This window comes from Blautia sp. AM23-13AC (assembly GCF_003435675.1).
GTDB classification, from domain to species: Bacteria; Bacillota; Clostridia; order Lachnospirales; family Lachnospiraceae; genus Fusicatenibacter; species Fusicatenibacter saccharivorans.
In genome coordinates this window covers 343,204-363,629 of sequence record NZ_QTUL01000002.1, presented here as the reverse complement: position 1 = coordinate 363,629, position 20,426 = coordinate 343,204, and the positions used below count along the sequence as shown (strand labels likewise).

Genomic DNA, 20,426 nt, shown 5'->3' with positions numbered 1-20,426 from the left:
AGTTCGGCATCGTTCTGGAAGAAAGGGGAAGGTGCAATGCAAAGAGGTTTTACGATTCAGTCGAAGGTGGATGGACTGATGCTTGACGGGCTTGTGGTGGAGCCGGAGGAGGGCGTACAGCGGACGGCGCTTCTGCAGCTCAGCCATGGAATGAGCGAATACAAGGAGCGGTATCTGCCGTTTATGGAGTTTATGGCGGAACACGGTATAGTGTGTGTGATTCATGATCACCGCGGGCACGGAAAGAGTGTGAAGTCGGAGCAGGACCTCGGATTTATGTACGGCGCAGGCGGCGCAGGACTTGTGGAGGATCTGTTTCTTGTCACGAAGTGGGCAAAGAAGGAGTACCCGGATCTTCCGTTTGTTCTGATGGGACACAGTATGGGATCCCTGGTTGTGCGCGCATACGCGAAGGAACACGACCAGGAGCTGGATGCGCTGATTGTGTGCGGTTCGCCGAGCAAAAATTATCTGCGGCCGCTGGGGGCGGCTGTAGGACACGCGGAAGCGGCGGTGCTCGGGGATGGGCATCGGAGCAATCTTCTGGAGGCGATGTCGTTTGGATCGTTTGCGGCGCGGTTTGCGGATGAGAAGAGCCGGTTCGCCTGGTGCTGTTCGGACCCGGAGGTGGTGCGGGAGTATGAAGAAAATCCGCTCTGTGGCTTTACGTTTTCGGATGATGCTTTTTTTGCGCTGAATGATCTGCTGAAGGAGACGTATGGATTTCATGGATGGCATTGCACAAACCGGAAGCTGCCGGTGCTGTTTTTGTCCGGCGGGGATGATCCGTGTTATGTGAATGTGCGGCGCTTTAAAAAATCCATCGACCATATGCGGCTGATCGGGTACCGCAATGTCAGAGGAAAGCTGTATCCGGGAATGCGGCATGAAATACTGAACGAGAAAGAGAAGTACCGCGTATATGGCGATGTCTGGAAGTGGTTGAAGAAAGAAAAAGTGGTGGAGAATGTGGAGGGGGGAAGCACACCTCCGCAGACCCCGGACGGCGTTCCGGCAGGGAGCGGCGGTGTTTGATCATTTTTTGAAAAAAACGCTCATCAGCAAAAAACTGATGAGCGTTTTTCAATGAAAGTAAATTTTTGACGATCACATGATCCATCCAAATACGGTGGAAAGGACGATCATAATCATGGAAAAGACAAACGAGTTCACCGACATCAGCGTCGCCCGCTGCCTGGACGGGATCATGTCATTGAGCAGAATATCGGTCCGGACTTCAAGAAAATCATCGGAAAAGGATCCGATAAATCCGCCGAAGACCATAAGGGCCGGCAGTCCGGTAAAGCTCATAAGAAAGGCGAAAAGTACACCGATCGTGCCAAACAGCAGAATCGCGCGGTAGCGGTATTTGTGAAAGTATGCCGTCATCCGCGATCCCAGTGCCGCGCCGAGTCCCATCACGAAGAGGGCAGGTCCAAGCAGCGCGCTGTTCATGCCGGTGAGTGGCAGCTTCGCCTGTAAAAAGAAGAGAACCAGCGTAGAAACGGCACCGATGAGTGCGTTCACCAGCATAATATTTCTTGCTTTTTTCTCACGGACAAGAAACTGCCAGCTTTCCTGCACAACCGAAACGATTTCCTGTCCAACAGGATAATGAACTGGTGTTGCGTCCGTTTTTACTTCCGCAAGGCGGAATGAAATGCCAAGCGCAATCAGCCCGAAGAAGAGATCAATCGCATACGCGCGCCGGTATCCCAGCCACAGGGCAAGGCCTGCGCAGAGCGTTGCGGTGGAATTGGTGATACGGTACAGCATCATTTCAGTAGAAGAAAAACGGGCATAAAATCCTTCGTCCCCGTTCTGCTTCAGACTGTCATACGCAAGTGCCTCCCGTGTGCCGGATGCAAGGTTATAGCTGAGCGCACTGCATCCAAGCGCAAGCGCCGTTGTGGCAAAGCCGGTGGAAAAAATCATCAGCGTACCGGAAATCAGGGCGGCCACCTGACTTGCAATCAGCGTTTTCCGTCGCCCGAAAACATCGGCGACAACGCCGGAGGGGAGTTCAAAGCAGAGGCTCACGATATGGAAAATACTTTCGAGCATCCCGATCTGCAGCAGCGAAAATCCACGGAGTGCGAGCAGTGCAACCCACGAAGCCGCCGCAATCTGAAAATAGCCGACCGTGGTCATAAGATATAAAGTTCGTATTTGTTTTCTGGTATTTTTCTCAGACATAAAAAAATCTCCTTGTCAAAATATAGTAAAATTCTGATGGGGAGATACGTGCATTTTCTGTGTGGTTTTAAGAATACAAGATGTGAAGTTTACTTAAAAAAGAGCGCACTATCCCCATAAACAGCTGAAACATCGCCATTTGTGAGGTGAAGAAACTGGTTTTTCCAGATCATAGTGCTACTCCTTTTGTAATCATAATTTTTTACCAGAATACCACCGGAAACGGAAAAAGTCAAAGAAAAATTTTGACAAAAATAAAAAAAACTATTGACTTTCAAGTATACTTTAATGCTACAATTTTTTCAACAATACTGAGGAAACGAAGGTTTTCTGCGGAAAAGAAAGGGGATATTTTAACATGAGTGTAGATGTAACAAAAATGCCGAAATTAGGATTTGGCATGATGCGCCTTCCGGAGAAGGACGGAGAACTGGATCTGGAGCAGATCTGTAAAATGGTCGATGCGTACCTTGCCTCCGGAATGAACTATTTTGACACCGCCTATATGTACTGCGGCGGAAAATCGGAGAGCATCGTGAAAAAAGCGCTGGTAGAGCGTCATCCGAGAGAAAGCTTTACTCTGACAACCAAACTTCCGCAGTGGATGATGGACGAGGGCATCGAAGGCCGTGACCGCATTTTCAACGATCAGCTCGCGCGCACCGGAGCAGGCTACTTTGATTATTACCTGCTGCACAGTGTCGAGGACGGCGCAAACTATGACGGCTATGTGAAATACGACTGTTTTAACTGGGCCAAGAAGAAAAAAGAAGAGGGACTGATCAAACACTTTGGTTTCTCCTTCCACGGAACGCCGGAGCTGCTTGACAAGATTCTCTCCGAGCATCCGGAGGTTGAAATTGTCCAGATCCAGATGAACTATGCTGACTGGGACAATCCGCTGATCCAGTCCGGACGTCTGTATGAGGTGCTTCGGAAATACGATATGCCGTTCCTTGTTATGGAGCCGGTAAAGGGCGGTTCCCTTGCATCAGCAGGCAAAGAGATTGAAGCAGAGATGAAACGTGTTCATCCGGATGCATCGATTGCGTCCTGGGCACTCCGCTTTGCGGCTTCCCTCCCGGGTGTTGCAACCGTGCTCTCTGGTATGTCAAACGAGGAACAGATGGAGGATAATATCAAAACCTTCCGAAATTTTGTACCGTTAAACGAGGAAGAAAAAGCAGTGATCGCCAAAGCACAGGAAGCGCTGAAAAAGAGTCCGGCGGTTCCATGTACCGCCTGTCGTTACTGCTGCGACGGATGTCCGATGGGAATCGCGATTCCGGATGTGTTCAAGGCATTGAATACCATCCGCCTGTATGGAGAAGAAGACCGCGCGAAAAATTATTATAAAAAGCTGCTGGAAACATCGGGAAAAGCAGAAGACTGCGTGCAGTGTGGTCAGTGTGAGAGTGTATGCCCGCAGCATCTGCCGATCATTGACCTGTTAAAAGAAGCGTCCGAAAAGCTTGACGTGCTGGTGACGGAATAAGAGGATTGCGAATATCCGCTTTTGCATATGCTTTAGAAAAAGGCTCCCCGGAATACTCTGAAAAAAGAGTATTCCGGGGAGCCTTTTTTTCTATGGGAAATCTTGTTGGAATTTCCTGCGGAGAAAAAGATCCTTTGGGCAGGATTGCACTGCGCGGAAAAAATGTGCCACTTGCGAGAGATGTGACGGAGCGGTTTACGACCGGAAAAATGGAATGTAAAAAAGAAAAAACTCATGTTTTACATAAACTTAACATCTCTGAGATTTTGCATTTTACACGCCGTTGTTATGATGAAACCTGTAAAAACGAAATGTAAAAAACGTCGGGATTGCGATTTTACAAAATAGAAATCACAAAAATCCCGTGTGAAAAGAGGAGAAAAGAATATTATGAAGAGAAAAGTAATTGCAATCACCTTAACCGCAATGATGGCTGCAGGAATGCTTGCAGGATGTGGAAGCAGCGATAGCAGCAGTTCTTCCACAGCAGACACTACAAAAGAGGCTTCTGCAACAGAGGCAGATGGCAGCACAGACGGTGACAGCACCGCAGCAGGCGGAGATTTCTCCGGACAGATCAGCGTGATCTCCCGTGAGGATGGTTCCGGTACCAGAGGTGCATTCATCGAGCTGTTCGGTGTAGAAGAGAAAAACGATGCAGGTGAGAAAGTAGACAACACCACCGTTGATGCACAGATCACCAACAATACTTCCGTTATGATGAGCACGGTGGCAGGTAACCAGTACGCAATCGGTTATATCTCCCTTGGATCCTTAAATGATGAAGTCAAAGCACTGAAAATCGACGGAGCAGAGGCAAGCGCAGAGAACGTAGAAAACGGTTCCTATAAAGTAAGCCGTCCGTTCAACATTGTAACAAAAGACGGTCTTTCCGCAGATGCGCAGGATTTCATGGACTACATCTTAAGCACCGACGGACAGCAGGTTGTTTCAGATGACGGATATATTGCAATCAAAGATACCAAAGCCTACGAAGGAAACTGCAGCGGTGAAAAGGTTGTGGTAGCAGGATCTTCCTCTGTAACACCACTGATGGAAAAATTAAAAGAGGCTTATACAAAAGTAAATTCAAACGCTAACATCGAAGTACAGCAGAGCGATTCCACAACAGGTATCACTTCCGCAAGCGACGGTCTCTGCGACATCGGTATGGCATCCCGTGACTTAAAGGATGAGGAGAAATCCTCAGGGCTTACCGCAACCGTAATCGCAACCGACGGTATTGCTGTCATCGTAAACAAAGAGAACCCGACCGACGGGCTGACCAGCGATCAGGTAAAGAGCATCTATGTTGGCGACACAACCGACTGGGCAGATGTAAAATAAAGAATATATAAAGCAATGGAAAAAGAAGTAAGGGCGAACAATGGAAAATCGCTCTTACTTCCGTATCCAAAAATGTTCAGAAAAAGAAGCTGTCTTTCGGAACGTGCTTGAAAAAGCAGTTCGTAAGAAAAAACGAAAGTCTTTTTCAAACACGCTCCGCGAAACAATGAAATGAAAGGATTTATCTTATGAAACTAAGAGAAACGATCATGAAACTTGTATTCCTGATTGCGGCATGCTGCTCCGTACTGGCTGTTGCACTGATCTGCATTTTCCTGTTCATGAATGGCGTTCCTGCCATTTTTAAAATCGGACCGCTGAAATTTTTGACCGGTACCGTGTGGAAACCGGGAAACAATATTTTCGGCATCCTGCCGATGATTGTCGGCAGTATCTGCGTGACCGGTCTTGCAATCCTGATGGGTGTGCCGGTTGCCATTCTTACTTCGGTGTTTCTTTCTCGTTACTGTCCGAAAAAATTTTACGGCATCTGTAAATCAGGCATTAACCTGATGGCTGGTATTCCATCTATCGTATATGGATTTTTCGGACTGGTTGTAATCGTCCCATTGATGGCACAGCTGACCGGAAAAAACGGAAACACAATGCTGACGGCATCCATTCTTTTGGCCGTTATGATTCTTCCGACCGTGGTCGGTGTAACAGAATCCGCCATTACGAGTGTTCCGGAATCCTACTATGAAGCAAGCCTTGGTCTTGGTGCCACGCATTCCCAGAGTGTTTTCTTTGCAGTTGTCCCGGCAGCAAAATCCGGAATCCTGGCAGGTATCGTGCTTGGCATCGGACGTGCCATCGGAGAGACAATGGCAGTGATTATGATTGCCGGAAACCAGCCTCGTATGCCAAAAGGAATCACAGAAGGCCTTCGTACCATGACAGCCAATATTGTACTGGAGATGGGATATGCATCCGGACTTCACCGGGAAGCGCTGATTGCAACGGGTGTTGTGCTGTTTGTCTTTATCCTGCTGATCAATTTATCGGTGTCTATGCTGAACCGGAGGGTACCTTATGGTGATTAAAGGAAATGGAGCTGTAAATACAATGGAAGCTGTAAAAATAAATACAAAAGAAAAAGAAAGAACAAAGGTTACGTATCACAAAAGTGTTTTTTCCTCCGTGCTGACCGGAATTACCTGGGGAGCAGCCATTCTTGCACTTGCCGTTCTGGTTTTCCTGGTTGGATTCATTCTGATTCGTGGCGTGAAAAACCTGACACTGGAGCAGTTTGCCTGGACCTATAATACAGAGAATGTTACGATGCTTCCGGCGATCATCAACACTGTTACGATGACGGTACTTTCCCTTCTGCTTGCTGCGCCGCTTGGCATTTTCTCGGCAATTTATCTGGTTGAATATGCCAACAAGCGCGGAACGCTGGTTGGCCTGATCCGGATTACTGCAGAGACCCTTTCCGGTATTCCGTCGATCGTTTACGGTTTGTTCGGTATGCTGTTTTTTACGAAAACCCTGAAAATGGGATACTCGATGATGTCCGGTGCCTGTACCCTTGCCATCATGATTCTTCCGCTGATTATGCGAACAGCAGAAGAAGCCTTAAAATCGGTTCCGGATTCCTATCGGGAAGCAAGCTTTGGACTGGGAGCCGGAAAGCTTCGTACGATTTTTAAAATTGTTCTTCCATCTGCCGTACCCGGCATTCTTTCCGGTGTCATTCTTGCGACAGGCCGTGTCGTAGGAGAGACGGCAGCGCTTCTTTTCACAGCAGGAACGATTGCAAAGGTGGCAGGCCTTATGGATTCCGGCCGTACCCTTGCCGTTCATATGTATGCACTTTCCAGTGAAGGCCTTTATATGAATCAGATGTATGCAACCGGCGTCATCCTGATGCTGATTGTCCTTCTGATCAACGGCTGTTCCGGAATGATTGCGAAGAAAATTGCAAAGAAATAAAAGAGAGACGAGGAAAAAACATGAGTAAAATAGATGTATCCAATATGGATCTTTATTACGGAGACTTTCATGCCTTAAAAAATATCAATCTGAGCATTGATGCCAATGAGGTGACGGCTTTTATCGGACCTTCCGGCTGTGGTAAATCGACCCTGTTAAAATCCATCAACAGAATGAATGATCTCGTTCCGGGCTGCCGGATCACCGGTGAAATGCTGTTGGACGGAGAAAACATCTACGGCGGAAAAATGGATGTCAACGGACTCCGAAAACGGGTCGGCATGGTATTCCAGAAACCAAATCCGTTCCCGATGAGCATTTACGACAATATTGCCTATGGCCCCAGAACCCATGGTGTCCGTTCCAAAGCGAAGCTGGATGATATTGTGGAGCAGTCTCTTCGACAGGCGGCAATCTGGGATGAGGTGAAGGACCGTTTGAAGAAAAGCGCACTTGGCATGTCCGGCGGACAGCAGCAGCGTCTTTGCATTGCGCGTGCCCTTGCTGTACAGCCGGAGGTTCTTCTGATGGACGAACCAACCTCAGCACTGGATCCGATTTCTACTTCCAAAATCGAAGATCTTGCGGTAGAACTGAAAAAAGATTATACTATTATTATGGTAACCCACAATATGCAGCAGGCAGCCAGAATTTCCGACAAAACCGCATTTTTCCTGTTAGGAGAGGTAGTAGAATACGGAGAGACCGAACAGATCTTCTCCATGCCGAAGGATAAACGGACAGAGGATTACATTACAGGGAGGTTTGGCTGATATGAGGGAAAGATTTGAGCAGCAGATGGAAATTCTGCACACGGAGCTGATTGAGCTTGGCGCACTCTGCGAGCAGGCAATCGGACGGACATATGAGGTTCTGCTGGAGGGAAACCAGAGAGCGGCAGAAGAGATTATCAAAAAAGACCAGGTTGTCGATGCGAAAGAACGGGAGATCGAGGATCTCTGCTTCCGCATCATTTTACAGCAGCAGCCGGTAGCACGTGATCTGCGCCAGGTATCTGCGGCATTAAAAATGATTACCGATATGGAGCGGATCGGAGACCAGGCAGCAGATATTGCGGATATCGTAAAAGTAACGAGTCTTGGTGTGCCGGATGCAAGCATCCGTCTGAAGGATATGGCGAAAGCAACAGCTTCTATGGTAACAAAATGCATCGATGCATACGTTAAGCAGGATCTGAAGCTTGCACGGGAGGTTATCGATTCCGATGATATCGTGGATGATCTTTTTGACGAGGTAAAGGATGAAATTCTGCAGGGTATGCGAAAGGGAATTACCACAGATGTCCAGTCTCTGGACTATCTGATGATTGCAAAATATTATGAAAGAATCGGTGACCATGCAACAAACATTGCGGAATGGGTTGTGTATTCCATTAACGGTCACCATAAAGGGGAATAACAGATGATTTACTGCGTGGAAGATGAAAGAAATATACGGGAACTGATCGTATACACACTGGAATCGAGCGGTTTTACCGCAAGAGGCCTGGAAAGCGGAAAAGAGCTGAATGCAGCTATTGCAGAACAGCTTCCGGATCTGATTCTCCTGGATATCATGCTTCCGGGAGAGGATGGTCTTGAAATTCTTTCACGCCTCAAGGCATCGGAAGTAACAAAAGAAATTCCGGTCATTATGGTAACGGCAAAGGGCGCTGAGTATGATAAGGTCATGGGCCTGGACTGCGGAGCCGATGACTATATTACCAAGCCGTTCGGCATGATGGAATTTATCGCAAGGGTACGTGCCGTGCTGCGCCGTGCCGGAAAAGAAGAGAAGGAAAACGATGTGCTGGAGACCGGGGATCTGCAGATCCAGGTAAAGCAGCATCAGGTTCTGGCCAAAGGGGAGAAGGTTACCCTGACCTTAAAAGAGTTTGAACTGCTGAAATTTTTAATGGAAAATAAAGGAATTGTCCTTACGAGAGACCGTCTGCTCGGCCATGTCTGGGGTTATGATTTTGACGGAGAAACCCGTACGGTAGACGTTCATGTGCGTACACTCCGCCAGAAGCTGGGCGAATGCGGCGAGCTGATCGAGACGGTCCGCGGCGTGGGATACCGGATAGGAGGCTGAGAAAGTAAGATGCGTAAAAAAGTCTTTCAACATGCGGGAGCGTTGATTATCGCTGCGATTATCCTGACTTTTTTCACCATGAGCTGGGCAATGTACAACAATACGGCGGAGCAGCTTCGTGTTTCGGTGAGAAATGAATGTGAGTATTACAGGTATTTTCTGGACAAGATGGGTGATGACAGTCTGGATAAACCGGCCGGAAAGATTACAGCAAGCCGGGTCACCCTGATTGACACAGACGGAACTGTTCTGTTTGATTCGGTTGAGGATGCGAAGATGATGGGAAATCATTCCGGGCGGCCGGAGGTGATTGAGGCAGAAAAGACAGGGGAAAGCAATATTTCCCGTTATTCCGAAACGCTGCGGAGCAAAACATATTATACGGCACTGCGCCTGGACAATGGAAAAATCATCCGTGTTTCCCTGACAACGGACAGTGTGTTCGGTGTGATGCTGCGGAATATATGGCTTGTGGCTGTGCTGATTGCGGCAGTTCTTGTCGTAGAGCTGATGATGGTCAGCCATATGACAAAGGCACTCGTAAAGCCGATCAATGAGATTGATCTGAATCATCCGCTGGACAACAAAGCGTATGAGGAATTGAGTCCGCTGCTTGGCAGAATTCATCAGCAGCAGAAGCAGATCCAGCAGCAGATGGAGGAGCTCCGCCATAATCAGGAGGAGTATCTTGCCATCACGGAATATATGAAGGATGGTCTGATCGTGACAAACCAGTCGGTTGTACTCTCCATCAACCGCTCGGCACAGAATTTGTTTGATGTGACGGCAGAGGAGTGCATCAATCACAATATTGTGACAGTCAGCCGCAATGAGCAGCTGAAGGAGGCGCTGGATCATGCTCTGGAGGGCAGTTCCGAGGAGCGGATGCTGGAATTAAACGGAAGAGTCTATCAGCTTCTTGCTAATCCGGTGCGTGTGGACCGTGTTGTATCCGGTGCGGTCATCCTGGTGCTGGATGTGACAGAAAAACAGAAAGCGGAGGTGATGCGCCGTGAGTTTTCTGCCAATGTGTCACATGAGCTGAAAACACCACTGATGTCGATTTCCGGATATGCGGAGATCATAGAAAATAACATGGTGAAACCGGAGGATATTCCAAAATTTGCGGGAAGAATCCACAGTGAGGCGAGCAGGTTAAGCTCTCTTGTCGAGGATATTATCAAGCTGTCCAGACTGGACGAGAACGACCAGTCGATCCCGATGGAGGAAGTGGATCTGATGCAGATCTGCCGTGATGTCGAGGGACATCTTTCCATACGGGCAAAGGAGCAGCAGGTGAAGATGACACTGAGAGGAGAGAGCTGCCGGATCAAAGGTGCACGGCAGGTTCTTTATGAGATGATCTACAATCTCTGCGACAATGCGATCAAGTACAACCGCAGGGACGGTGAGGTCGAAGTGACGGTTTCCCGCGGAAGAAACGGACGGGCAGTGGTATCTGTGGCAGATACCGGAATCGGAATTGCAAAGGAAGATCAGGAGCGGATCTTTGAACGGTTCTATCGTGTAGATAAGAGTCATTCCCGTGAAACGGGAGGTACGGGACTTGGACTTTCCATTGTGAAGCATGGAGCGATTCTTCATGATGCAAAGATTAAAATTGAGAGTACGCTTGGAACCGGAACAAAGATAATTCTGGAGTTTTAAGTGAAAAACAGATAACGCAAAAGACAGCATGCGGGGACAGAACCTATATGGGAGGCTTGAAAAATTCATGATTTTTAAGTGCCCAAAGCGGTTCCGTCCCCGCATGCTGTCTTTTTATGTATGGCTTGTATCGTTACAAAAATGCAAATTCGTTGTTTTGAATAAACAGAGTATTCAATATTTGGTAAATATGATAAGGGGGTTGGGGGTTGTTTTTTGATGCAGAGTATGGTATTGTAAATATAACGAGTTCCGGAAACGTTACCGACACCGTTTCCGGAAATACAGACGAGATACCGACAGCCCTGTTTTTACGAAACAAAATGAGCTGGCTATAGGGGTTGCATAAGTTACAATTTGCTGCGTATCCGTGAACAGGAATTATGTATTTGTGGGGTCGGATGGATAGAAAAAACGACAAGGAGAAAGGGTTAAAAAATGAGAGCAAGTGGTATTTTACTTCCGGTAGCTTCGCTGCCGTCCCGATATGGAATCGGATGTTTTTCGAAAGAAGCATATGAATTTGTGGATCGCCTGGAGGAGGCCGGCCAGAGCTACTGGCAGATTCTTCCACTTGGACCGACGGGATATGGAGATTCGCCGTACCAGTCGTTCTCTACTTTTGCAGGAAATCCATATTTTATTGATCTGGAGACCCTGGTAAAAGAGGGACTTCTGACAGAAGAAGAGTGTGATGCGTGCGATTTCGGCGACAATGCAGAGTATATTGATTACGAAAAGATTTATCTGTCCCGTTTCAAAGTACTCAGAAAAGCATTTGAAAGATTTGCGGCAGATGACGTATATGATGCATTTGTATCGGAAAATGGTTACTGGCTGGAGGATTATGCGCTGTATATGGCGATTAAGGATGCACTCGGCGGAATCAGCTGGAGTGAGTGGCCGGCAGAATTAAAGGACAGAGAAGAAGCAGCACTGAATCAGAAACGGGAAGAGCTTGCCGGGGAGATTGCATTTTACAAATTCCAGCAGTTTATGTTCCTGAAACAGTGGAAAGCACTGAAGGCATACGCAAATGAAAAGGGTATCCGTATCATCGGTGATATTCCGATTTATGTTGCATTTGACAGTGCCGATACCTGGGCAAATCCGGTTCTGTTCCAGTTTGATGAGGACAACCAGCCAAAAGCAGTTGCCGGATGCCCGCCGGATGCGTTCTCCGCAACCGGACAGCTCTGGGGCAACCCGTTATACAAATGGGACTATCATAAGAGCACAGGTTATGCATGGTGGCTGTTACGTCTGGCTCACGTGTTTAAACTGTACGATACTGTCCGCATCGACCATTTCCGCGGATTTGATGAATATTATTCCATCCCGTTCGGTGATCAGACGGCAGAGCGCGGCCACTGGGAAAAAGGACCGGGCATGGATCTGTTCAACACCGTCAAAGAAAAGCTCGGCGATGTGGATGTCATCGCAGAAGACCTGGGATATCTTACCGAGAGCGTGATCGAAATGGTGAAAGAATCCGGCTATCCGGGTATGAAGGTGCTGCAGTTTGCTTTTGACTCCCGTGAGGAGAGTGATTATCTGCCGCACAATTACGAGAGAAACTGTGTTGTCTACACCGGAACGCACGACAACGATACGATTCTTGGATGGTATTATGTCATGAGTGAGGAAGACCGCGAATTCTCCAAAGAGTATATGGGAAATGCAAAGAGTACCGACGAGGAACTCCCGTGGGATTTCATTCGCATGTCAATGGAGAGCGTGGCAAATCTGGCTGTCACTCCGATGCAGGAGTTTTTAGGCCTTGGCACGGAGGCAAGAATTAACTATCCGTCTACACTTGGAAATAACTGGAAATGGCGCCTGCTTCCGGGACAGTTTACATCGGAAATGGCAAAGAGAATTCATCGGCTGACACAGATTACAGCACGTATTGCAAAATAAAAACACGCGCTGGAAAGAAAGCAAAACAGGCCGGGGAAACAAGCCGGAAGAGATTCCGGCAGAACAGGTACAGAGTTTAAAGGAGAGGCCTGCAGAATATGGAACAGGTAACAATCAGGGACATTGCCCGCAAATGTAAGGTAGGCGTGAGTACCGTATCGAGAGCGATGAACAATCATCCGGACATCAATCCGGAAACAAAAGAGATGATTTTAAAGGTGATTGCTGAATCGAATTACGTACCGAACAACAGTGCCAGAAACCTGAAGCGGTCGAATGCGAAAGCGATTGCCATTCTGGTAAAAGGCATGGACAACATGTTCTTCAACAACATGATCAGTGTGATTGAAGAGGTTGTGCGAAAAAAGAAATACGCCTGCATTATTGAGCGAGTCGAGGAAAAGGCAAATGAGGTAGACTCCGCGATCGAGATCGTCAAAGAAAAACGGCTGCGCGGCATCATTTTCCTCGGCGGAAACTTTACGCATCCGCATGAGAAAATGGCGCAGATCCCGGTTCCGTACGTGATCAGTACAATCGGGGCGGTTTCAGACGGAGGAAAACCGTGCGCGAGCGTATCGGTCGATGACTACAGGGAAAGCTATAAGATGGTAGATTATCTCTGTGGTCTCGGGCACCGGCGCATTGCCATCATTACCGCCTGCGAGGACGACATCAGTATCGGACGGCTCCGTCTGAATGCGTACCGCCAGGCTTTACTGGATCATGGGATACCTTATGACCCTGATCTGGTATTTCATATGACGAAGGACGACACGTATTCTTTCGCCACAGGGTACAAGATAACAAAAAAAATTCTGGAAAAAAAGACGGAGTTTTCCGCGCTGTATGCCACCGCGGATACGCTGGCAATCGGTGCGTGCCGTGCCTTAAAAGAGGCCGGGCTTACCGTGCCGGATGATATTTCCGTTGCCGGATTTGACGGAATTGATGCGGGAGAGTATTATATACCCAGTATCACAACGATCCGCCAGCCGGTGGAGCAGCTTGCCGCAGAGACGGCGAAAATGCTGTTTTCCTTAATTTCAGGAAAAGAAGAACCCTGCAGCAAAGTATACGATGGGGAACTCGTCGTAAGGGAATCCACAAAGTCGCGGATCGCGCAGCAGTAAAATATTTGCTGTTTCGCTGCCCCCAAAAGTGATTCAGAAGTGAACCGTCCCATTCAGGGAAAAGCTTTGAATGGAACTGCGAAAGCTGCCAATTGCAGGAAATCTGGAATGGCAGCGCAACTAAATGACACTGTGGGAATTTATCCACAGCAATACGAGGAGAAAAAAATGGAAGAAAGAATTCAGGCAATCTTAAAAGAGCGTTTTGGAAGAGATCTGGACAACTGCACAAAGAGCGAAATCTTTGAAGCCCTGATGGTTATCACCAAACAGGAGATGGCAGGTCGCAAAAGAAACACCGGAAGTAAGAAGCTGTATTATATTTCAGCAGAGTTTCTGATCGGAAAACTGCTGTCCAATAACCTGATTAACCTTGGCATGTACGAGGAAGTTGAAAAAGCACTTGCAGCTCACGGAAGAGAGCTGACCGAGATCGAGGAGATGGAAATGGAGCCGTCCCTTGGAAACGGAGGTCTCGGCCGTCTGGCAGCATGCTTCCTTGATTCTATCGCAACGCTTGGCCTGCCGGGAGACGGTATCGGCCTTAATTATCACTTCGGTCTGTTCCGCCAGCTTCTGGTCGACCACAAACAGAAAGAAGTGAAAAATCCATGGATCACAAATGAGAGCTGGCTCGTCAGACAGCCGGTATCCTTTGCAGTTCCGTATAAAAACTTCACAATGCATTCTACCCTGTATGATATCGACGTACCGGGTTACAACAATGGCTGTAACCGTCTGCATCTGTTCGATGTAGATACGGTAGACGAGAGTATCGTTCCATCAGACAGCATCAACTTTGACAAGCATCAGATCCAGAAAAACCTGACACTGTTCCTCTACCCGGATGACAGCGACCGTGCCGGACAGCTGCTTCGTATCTACCAGCAGTATTTCATGGTCAGCAACGGCGCACAGTTCATCCTGATGGAGTGCGAGCAGAAGGGCTACGATCTGCATAAGCTGTATGATCACGTTGTGATCCAGATCAACGATACTCATCCGTCCATGGTCATTCCGGAGCTGATCCGTCTGCTGCAGGAGAGAGGCTTTACCATGCAGGAAGCCATCGATGTTGTAAGCAAGACCTGTGCTTACACCAACCACACCATCCTGGCAGAGGCACTGGAAAAATGGCCGATCGATTACCTCGAGGAGGTTGTTCCGCACCTGATGCCGATTATCCACGAGCTGGACGCACAGGCAAAGAAGAAATACAAAGATGAGAAAGTAGCGATCATCGACAAGGATCAGCGCGTCCACATGGCACACATGGATATCCACTACGGATTTTCTGTTAACGGCGTTGCAGCACTGCACACCGAGATCCTGAAAAACTCCGAGCTGAAACCGTTCTACGATATTTATCCGGAGAAATTCAACAACAAGACAAACGGAATCACTTTCCGCCGCTGGCTGCTGCACTGCAACCGTGAACTGGCACAGTATATCGAGAGCCTGATCGGACCGGGATTCAAAAAAGATGCCGACGAGCTGGAAAAACTGCTCAAATACAAAGACAACAAGAAGGTTCTTGCAAAACTTGAGGAGATCAAACACAACCGCAAACTGGATCTCAAACAGTTCCTGTATGAGACACAGAATATCGCGCTGGATGAAAATTCCATCATCGATGTACAGGTAAAACGTCTTCATGAGTACAAACGCCAGCAGATGAACGCCCTGTACGCTATTTACAAATACATGGATATCAAGAGCGGCAACAAGCCGAAAACCCCGATCACCATGGTATTCGGTGCAAAGGCTGCACCGGCTTATATCATCGCAAAAGATATCATCCATCTGATCCTGTGCCTGCAGGAGCTGATTGATAACGATCCTGAGGTAAGCCCGTACTTCAAAGTGATTATGCTTGAGAACTACAACGTATCAAAAGCTGCAAAGGTGATCCCGGCAGCAGATATCTCCGAGCAGATCTCCCTGGCATCCAAAGAGGCTTCCGGAACCGGAAACATGAAATTCATGCTGAACGGTGCCCTGACGCTTGGAACAGAAGACGGTGCAAACGTTGAGATTGGCGATCTTGTCGGAAAAGAGAACATCTACATCTTCGGAAAGAAACCGCAGGATGTCATCGACCTGTACGCAGATGCTGCTTACTGCTCAAAAGACATCTATGACGAAGATCCGGAGATTGCAAAGCTGGTTGATTTCATCGTCAGCGATGAGCTTCTTGCTATCGGCGACAAGGTTTGCCTGGAGAGACTCTACAAAGAGATCTTGAACAAAGACTGGTTCATGACGCTGCTCGACCTGAAAGAGTACATCAAGACAAAAGAAAGAGTATACAAAGACTACGAGAACAAAGATGCATGGAACAAGAAGTGCCTGATCAACATCGCAAAAGCAGGCTTCTTCTCCTCCGACCGTACCATTGCACAGTACAACGAGGATATCTGGCATCTGGCATAAGTGCAGAACATGCATACAAAACGCCGCCGCAGACGATTCGGTTCGTCCGCGGCGGCGCTTTTTAATGCAATTTTTATGAAAGATTCAGCCGTCTGCTTAAGATATAGCGGCAGATCAGGAACAGAACAACGCAGAGCACCACGGTGATGATAAGTGTGGAAACCGAGGATGTGGTAACCACAGCAGTCGGTGTGGAGTCCTGGAAAACACGGACGATGCTGATTCCGCCGAAGATCTGGATCACGGTAGTCATGCCGATGTAAGAGAGGACAGCCGTCAGAATTTTGTGGCTGGATACCAGGCTTCCGATGCTGATGGCGGCATAGAACAGAAGAATGCCAAAGAACAGCGAAGCGAAGAAGCCAACGATGGAAAACAGTGCCATACCGATGTGGTTCGTGATGCCGATCAGGGAAAAAGCAGCATCGGCAACACAGGTAATCTGTGCCCAGAGATAGGACAGAAAATTGGAAAAGGTCATGGCCTTGTTGTAAAAAAGCAGGGTGTTTGCGGTAAAATACCGGATTGCGTACGGCAGAAGCAAAAAAGCGAAGGAAGCGAGAACGGAAAGTGCGTTTAAGATGCTCCATGCGCCGAAAACCAGCATTTTGGAGAGAATATGATCCGTTGCCGATACCGGAAGGACGTTGGTCAGATACCCTTCGTCGGTAAAAAGATTTTTATAGTAGCGCTGGATCATCAGCACCTGTGTCATGACGGATGCGGCGATCACAATCAAAACGTATGCAAACAGATAGAGGACGATCAGCAGATCCGGCAGCTCAGAAATCTGGGAAAAGAGGAATCCGGAGCCTCCGAGAGCGCCCATGAAAATGGCGGCACCGTTCAGCAGCGCCATGTTTTTCCAGCATGCTTTCCACTCATGTTTCAGACATTTTTTTAACATTTGAATACCTCCCTGAAATAAGAATCAATCGATTCACCCTCCTGCATCCGGATATCCTCAACCGAGGCGTGCAGTTTTAACTGGCCCTCCTGGATAAAGATGACCTCATCGAGAATATTTTCGACATCGGAAATCAGATGTGTTGAGATGAGGATGGATGCGTCTGGTTCGTAGTTGTTTAAAATCGTAGATAAAATGTAATCGCGTGCTGCCGGATCGACGCCTGCAATCGGCTCGTCGAGGCAGTAGAGCTTTGCGCGGCGGCTCATCGTGAGGATGAGCTGGACTTTCTCTTTCGTTCCCTTCGACATCGTTTTCAAACGGTCCTTCGGGCTGATTTTTAAGGATTCCAGCATGGCATTGGCGCGGGACATGTCAAAGTCCTCAAAGAAATCGCTGTAATACGTTAAAAGATCCGAGACGCGCATCCAGCTGCCGAGATACATTTTATCCGGCAGATAGGAGACGATCCGTTTTGTCTCAATACCGGGATGATTTCCGGCGATGAGGACTTCACCCTCACTCGGGGTCAGCAGTCCGTTCAGCAGCTTTAAGAGCGTCGTCTTTCCGCTTCCGTTGGGCCCCAGCAGTCCGATAATTTTCCCGGAATCCAGGGAAAGGTTGAGATGATCGAGCGCGGTGTGGTTTCCGAAGCGCTTCGTCAGGTCTTTACACGTTACAAGTTCACTCATGATTTTCTTCCTCCTCAATCGTTTCGGCAAGTAGCTGCCGGATTTCCTCCGGGGTTATGCCGAGCTGTTTCATGTGGGCAACAAAAGCAGATACTTCTGCGGCGGCAAGTTCTTTTTTCATCTGATGAATCAACTCCTTATCTTCGGTAATAAAGCGTCCGCTGGTCCGCTGGGAATAGATCAGTCCGCTGCGTTCCAGTTCGGAAAGCGCTTTCTGCATTGTGTTCGGGTTGACGGCGGCCTCCTGCGCGAGATCGCGGACGGACGGAAGCTTATCGCCCGGCTGATAGCGCCCGGTGATGATGTCCATCTGTACCCGCTCGATGATCTGCAGATAGATCGGCCGCGAGGAATCAAGATTCCATGGCATATGGCATTCACTCCTTTTGTACTACTGTATTAATTTGATAGTACAATCATACAATCGGTTTATGGATTTGTCAAGAAAATTAAGAAAAAATTTTAGATTTAGAGGTTAAATTGTGGTAAACTAAGCGTAAGTGCGGCACATTAGTATTAGAAGAAAAACCGCAGAAATAGTTCCGTCTAAAAAGATGGATGAAGGGAGAAATATGGCAGAAATTAAACTGAAAAAAAGAGAAGAGATGGATCCGGCGTACTGCTGGGATCTTTCGAGTTTGTTTGGTAGTGATGAAGAATTTGAGAAAACAGAGCAGGAGCTTGCGAAGAAAATAGAAGCGTTCCGCGCAAAACAGGGAACAATGAAAGAGAGTGCAGAAGCGCTGTATGACGTTCTTTCCGGTCTTGATGACATCAGCCGCGTCTTTTCCAGCCTGTATGTCTATGCAAGCCAGAAATATCACCAGGATATGGGAAATCAGAAGTATCAGGGCTATGCCGGAAAGATGGACAGCATGATGGCTGTTCTTGCGGATGCCTCTTCTTTCGTAGAGCCGGAGATCCTGGAGCTTGACGAGGAGACGGTTACAGAATTTGAAAAAGCATATGAGCCGCTCCGTCTGTACGATCGCATATTAAAAGAAAATTTCCGCAAGAAAGAGCACATTCTCTCGCCGGAGATGGAGGCGGTTCTTGCAAAAGCCGGAGAGATGGCATCCAGCCCGGATCAGATTTTTTCGGCATTTTCGAACGCAGACCTCAGATTCCAGCCGGTCACGGATGAAGAGGAAAATCAGGTTCCACTGAGCCACGGCACCTTCGTCGGATTTTTACAGTCGAAGGACCGCCGGGTCAGAAAAGAAGCGTTTGAGAAGTATTATGCGGAGTATGAAAAACACAAAAACATGCTCGCCGCAACGTTCGGTGCCAATCTGAAACAGGCCGCATTCTTTGCAGATGTAAGAAAATATCCATCTGCACTGGCTGCATCGCTGGATGGCGGAAATATCCCGGTTTCGGTTTACGACAAGCTGCTCGAGGCGATTCATGCAAAAATGCCGGCGATGTACCGCTACGTGGCACTGCGTAAAAAGCTGCTCGGTGTGGATGAACTTCATATGTATGATGTTTACGTTTCTCTGACGAAAGAGTACGAGCAGAAATATACGTATGAGCAGGCGATCGAGATCGTGAAGAAAGCGCTTGCCGTGCTCGGGGATGATTATGTGGCACTGCTGGACAAGGGCTTTTCGGAGCGCTGGGTGGATGTTTATGAGAACGAAGGAAAAAAGAGCGGTGCTTACTCCTGGGGTTCTTACGATTCCCATCCGTATGTGCTGATGAGCTTTAACGGAAATATCGATTCGGTCTTCACACTGGCGCATGAGATGGGCCATTCGCTGCATTCCTGGTATTCGAACCATACGCAGCCGTTTACGTATGCGGAGTACCGCCTCTTTGTCGCTGAGGTGGCATCAACCTGCAACGAGGCACTGCTGATCCGCTATCTGCTGAAGCATGCGAAAGAAAAAGAGGAGAAGATTTTCCTGCTGAATTATTTCCTGGATCAGTTTAAGGGAACGGTGTTCCGCCAGACGATGTTTGCGGAGTTTGAGAAGCGGATTCATGAGAAGATGGCAGAGGAAGGCACGCTGACGGCGGACGGTATTTCGGAGCTGTATCTGTCGATCAACAAGGAGTATTTCGGACCGGATATGATTTCGGATCCGCAGATCGCGCTGGAATGGGCGAGAATTCCGCATTTTTATACACCGTTCTATGTATATCAGTATGCAACGGGATTTTCGGCGGCGATTGCGATCAGCAGCAAGATCCTGGCAGGGGAGCCGGGTATCGTGGAGAAGTACAAACAGTTCTTAAGCGGCGGCTGCTCGATGGATCCGATTGACCTTTTGAAGATCTGCGGCGTCGATATGACGAAGCCGGAGCCGGTGGAAGAGGCGCTGGATGTGTTTGCTTCTTATGTGGAGGAGCTGGAGAAGCTGACCGCGGAAGCGTAAGCACAGGTTTTAAAGTTGCATAAATTTGATGGGAAATATGTGTGAAAAATATACAAAATTTGGCGCGTTTTTCCCTTGAAAAAGTTTTTGGATATGTTACAATATTATTACAGAGTAAAAATGGATGAGCTGGAAATTGAAAAATATTTGCGATTAAGAGGGAGAATTTCCGTATTTCTGTCGAATGCGGAAGATTAAACGTAAATTTTTCGGAATGCGGCTTTG

General features: G+C 48.0%; 17 protein-coding genes. 13 read left to right on the top strand and 4 right to left on the bottom strand.

Annotated elements, in window-relative coordinates:
• Window positions 1-36: 36 nt before the first annotated feature.
• On the top strand, window positions 37-1,035 hold the full coding sequence (locus DW642_RS04065) for an alpha/beta fold hydrolase (protein WP_117509347.1): 999 nt from the start codon (window positions 37-39) through the stop codon (window positions 1,033-1,035).
• Window positions 1,036-1,107: 72 nt separating this feature from the next.
• Here DW642_RS04065 and DW642_RS04060 read toward each other — a convergent pair whose 3' ends face one another.
• Window positions 1,108-2,196 carry an MFS transporter gene (locus tag DW642_RS04060; RefSeq protein ID WP_117509346.1) on the bottom strand — a complete coding sequence of 363 codons (1,089 nt, stop codon included), beginning with the start codon at window positions 2,194-2,196 and terminating at the stop codon, window positions 1,108-1,110.
• A 358-nt stretch (window positions 2,197-2,554) separates the two neighbouring features.
• Between DW642_RS04060 and DW642_RS04055 the strand changes: the two genes are divergently transcribed.
• The 11 genes from DW642_RS04055 to DW642_RS04000 all read left to right on the top strand — a co-directional run bounded on the left by DW642_RS04055 (window position 2,555) and on the right by DW642_RS04000 (window position 16,221).
• Window positions 2,555-3,691, top strand: a complete 1,137-nt coding sequence (locus DW642_RS04055; RefSeq protein ID WP_242991121.1) for an aldo/keto reductase — start codon at window positions 2,555-2,557, stop codon at window positions 3,689-3,691.
• A 390-nt stretch (window positions 3,692-4,081) separates the two neighbouring features.
• Window positions 4,082-5,038 (top strand): substrate-binding domain-containing protein, encoded by a 957-nt coding sequence (locus DW642_RS04045; protein ID WP_117509344.1) that lies wholly within the window; start codon window positions 4,082-4,084, stop codon window positions 5,036-5,038.
• A gap of 188 nt (window positions 5,039-5,226) precedes the next feature.
• On the top strand, window positions 5,227-6,081 hold the full coding sequence (pstC, locus tag DW642_RS04040; RefSeq protein WP_226906297.1) for a phosphate ABC transporter permease subunit PstC: 855 nt from the start codon (window positions 5,227-5,229) through the stop codon (window positions 6,079-6,081).
• Window positions 6,071-6,973 (top strand): phosphate ABC transporter permease PstA, encoded by a 903-nt coding sequence (gene pstA / locus DW642_RS04035; protein WP_226906296.1) that lies wholly within the window; start codon window positions 6,071-6,073, stop codon window positions 6,971-6,973. The genes pstC and pstA overlap by 11 nt, the downstream gene beginning before the upstream one ends.
• A 20-nt stretch (window positions 6,974-6,993) precedes the next feature.
• Complete coding sequence (pstB, locus tag DW642_RS04030) at window positions 6,994-7,746, top strand: phosphate ABC transporter ATP-binding protein PstB (protein ID WP_117509342.1); 753 nt, start codon at window positions 6,994-6,996, stop codon at window positions 7,744-7,746.
• Window position 7,747: 1 nt separating this feature from the next.
• Window positions 7,748-8,392 carry a phosphate signaling complex protein PhoU gene (gene phoU / locus DW642_RS04025; RefSeq protein WP_117509341.1) on the top strand — a complete coding sequence of 215 codons (645 nt, stop codon included), beginning with the start codon at window positions 7,748-7,750 and terminating at the stop codon, window positions 8,390-8,392.
• Window positions 8,393-8,395: 3 nt separating this feature from the next.
• Window positions 8,396-9,067: a winged helix-turn-helix domain-containing protein gene (locus DW642_RS04020; RefSeq protein ID WP_022462258.1), complete on the top strand. Its 672-nt coding sequence runs from the start codon at window positions 8,396-8,398 to the stop codon at window positions 9,065-9,067.
• A 9-nt stretch (window positions 9,068-9,076) separates the two neighbouring features.
• Window positions 9,077-10,735 carry a sensor histidine kinase gene (locus DW642_RS04015; RefSeq protein ID WP_117509340.1) on the top strand — a complete coding sequence of 553 codons (1,659 nt, stop codon included), beginning with the start codon at window positions 9,077-9,079 and terminating at the stop codon, window positions 10,733-10,735.
• 438 nt (window positions 10,736-11,173) lie between these two features.
• Window positions 11,174-12,655 carry a 4-alpha-glucanotransferase gene (malQ, locus tag DW642_RS04010; protein WP_117509339.1) on the top strand — a complete coding sequence of 494 codons (1,482 nt, stop codon included), beginning with the start codon at window positions 11,174-11,176 and terminating at the stop codon, window positions 12,653-12,655.
• Between the two features lie 98 nt (window positions 12,656-12,753).
• The gene (locus DW642_RS04005) at window positions 12,754-13,788 is read left to right on the top strand and encodes a LacI family DNA-binding transcriptional regulator (RefSeq protein WP_117509338.1); all 1,035 of its coding nucleotides are present in this window, start codon (window positions 12,754-12,756) and stop codon (window positions 13,786-13,788) included.
• A gap of 168 nt (window positions 13,789-13,956) precedes the next feature.
• Window positions 13,957-16,221 (top strand): glycogen/starch/alpha-glucan phosphorylase, encoded by a 2,265-nt coding sequence (locus DW642_RS04000; RefSeq protein WP_055227980.1) that lies wholly within the window; start codon window positions 13,957-13,959, stop codon window positions 16,219-16,221.
• A gap of 73 nt (window positions 16,222-16,294) precedes the next feature.
• On the opposite strand, the gene DW642_RS03995 is transcribed toward DW642_RS04000, so the two are convergent.
• The 3 genes from DW642_RS03995 to DW642_RS03985 are packed head-to-tail and all read right to left on the bottom strand — an operon-like array spanning window position 16,295 to window position 18,190.
• Entirely contained in the window at window positions 16,295-17,128 is an 834-nt protein-coding gene (locus tag DW642_RS03995; RefSeq protein WP_055227981.1) for a hypothetical protein, read from the bottom strand.
• Window positions 17,122-17,820: an ATP-binding cassette domain-containing protein gene (locus tag DW642_RS03990; protein ID WP_055227982.1), complete on the bottom strand. Its 699-nt coding sequence runs from the start codon at window positions 17,818-17,820 to the stop codon at window positions 17,122-17,124. Before DW642_RS03990 ends, DW642_RS03995 begins: the two co-directional genes overlap by 7 nt.
• A complete protein-coding gene (locus DW642_RS03985; RefSeq protein WP_022462266.1) occupies window positions 17,813-18,190 on the bottom strand; it encodes a GntR family transcriptional regulator in 378 nt (125 codons plus the stop codon). The genes DW642_RS03990 and DW642_RS03985 overlap by 8 nt, the downstream gene beginning before the upstream one ends.
• 202 nt (window positions 18,191-18,392) lie before the next feature.
• On the opposite strand from DW642_RS03985, the gene pepF reads away from it, so the two are divergent.
• Window positions 18,393-20,201: an oligoendopeptidase F gene (gene pepF, locus DW642_RS03980; protein WP_226906295.1), complete on the top strand. Its 1,809-nt coding sequence runs from the start codon at window positions 18,393-18,395 to the stop codon at window positions 20,199-20,201.
• The last annotated feature ends 225 nt before the right edge of the window (window positions 20,202-20,426 follow it).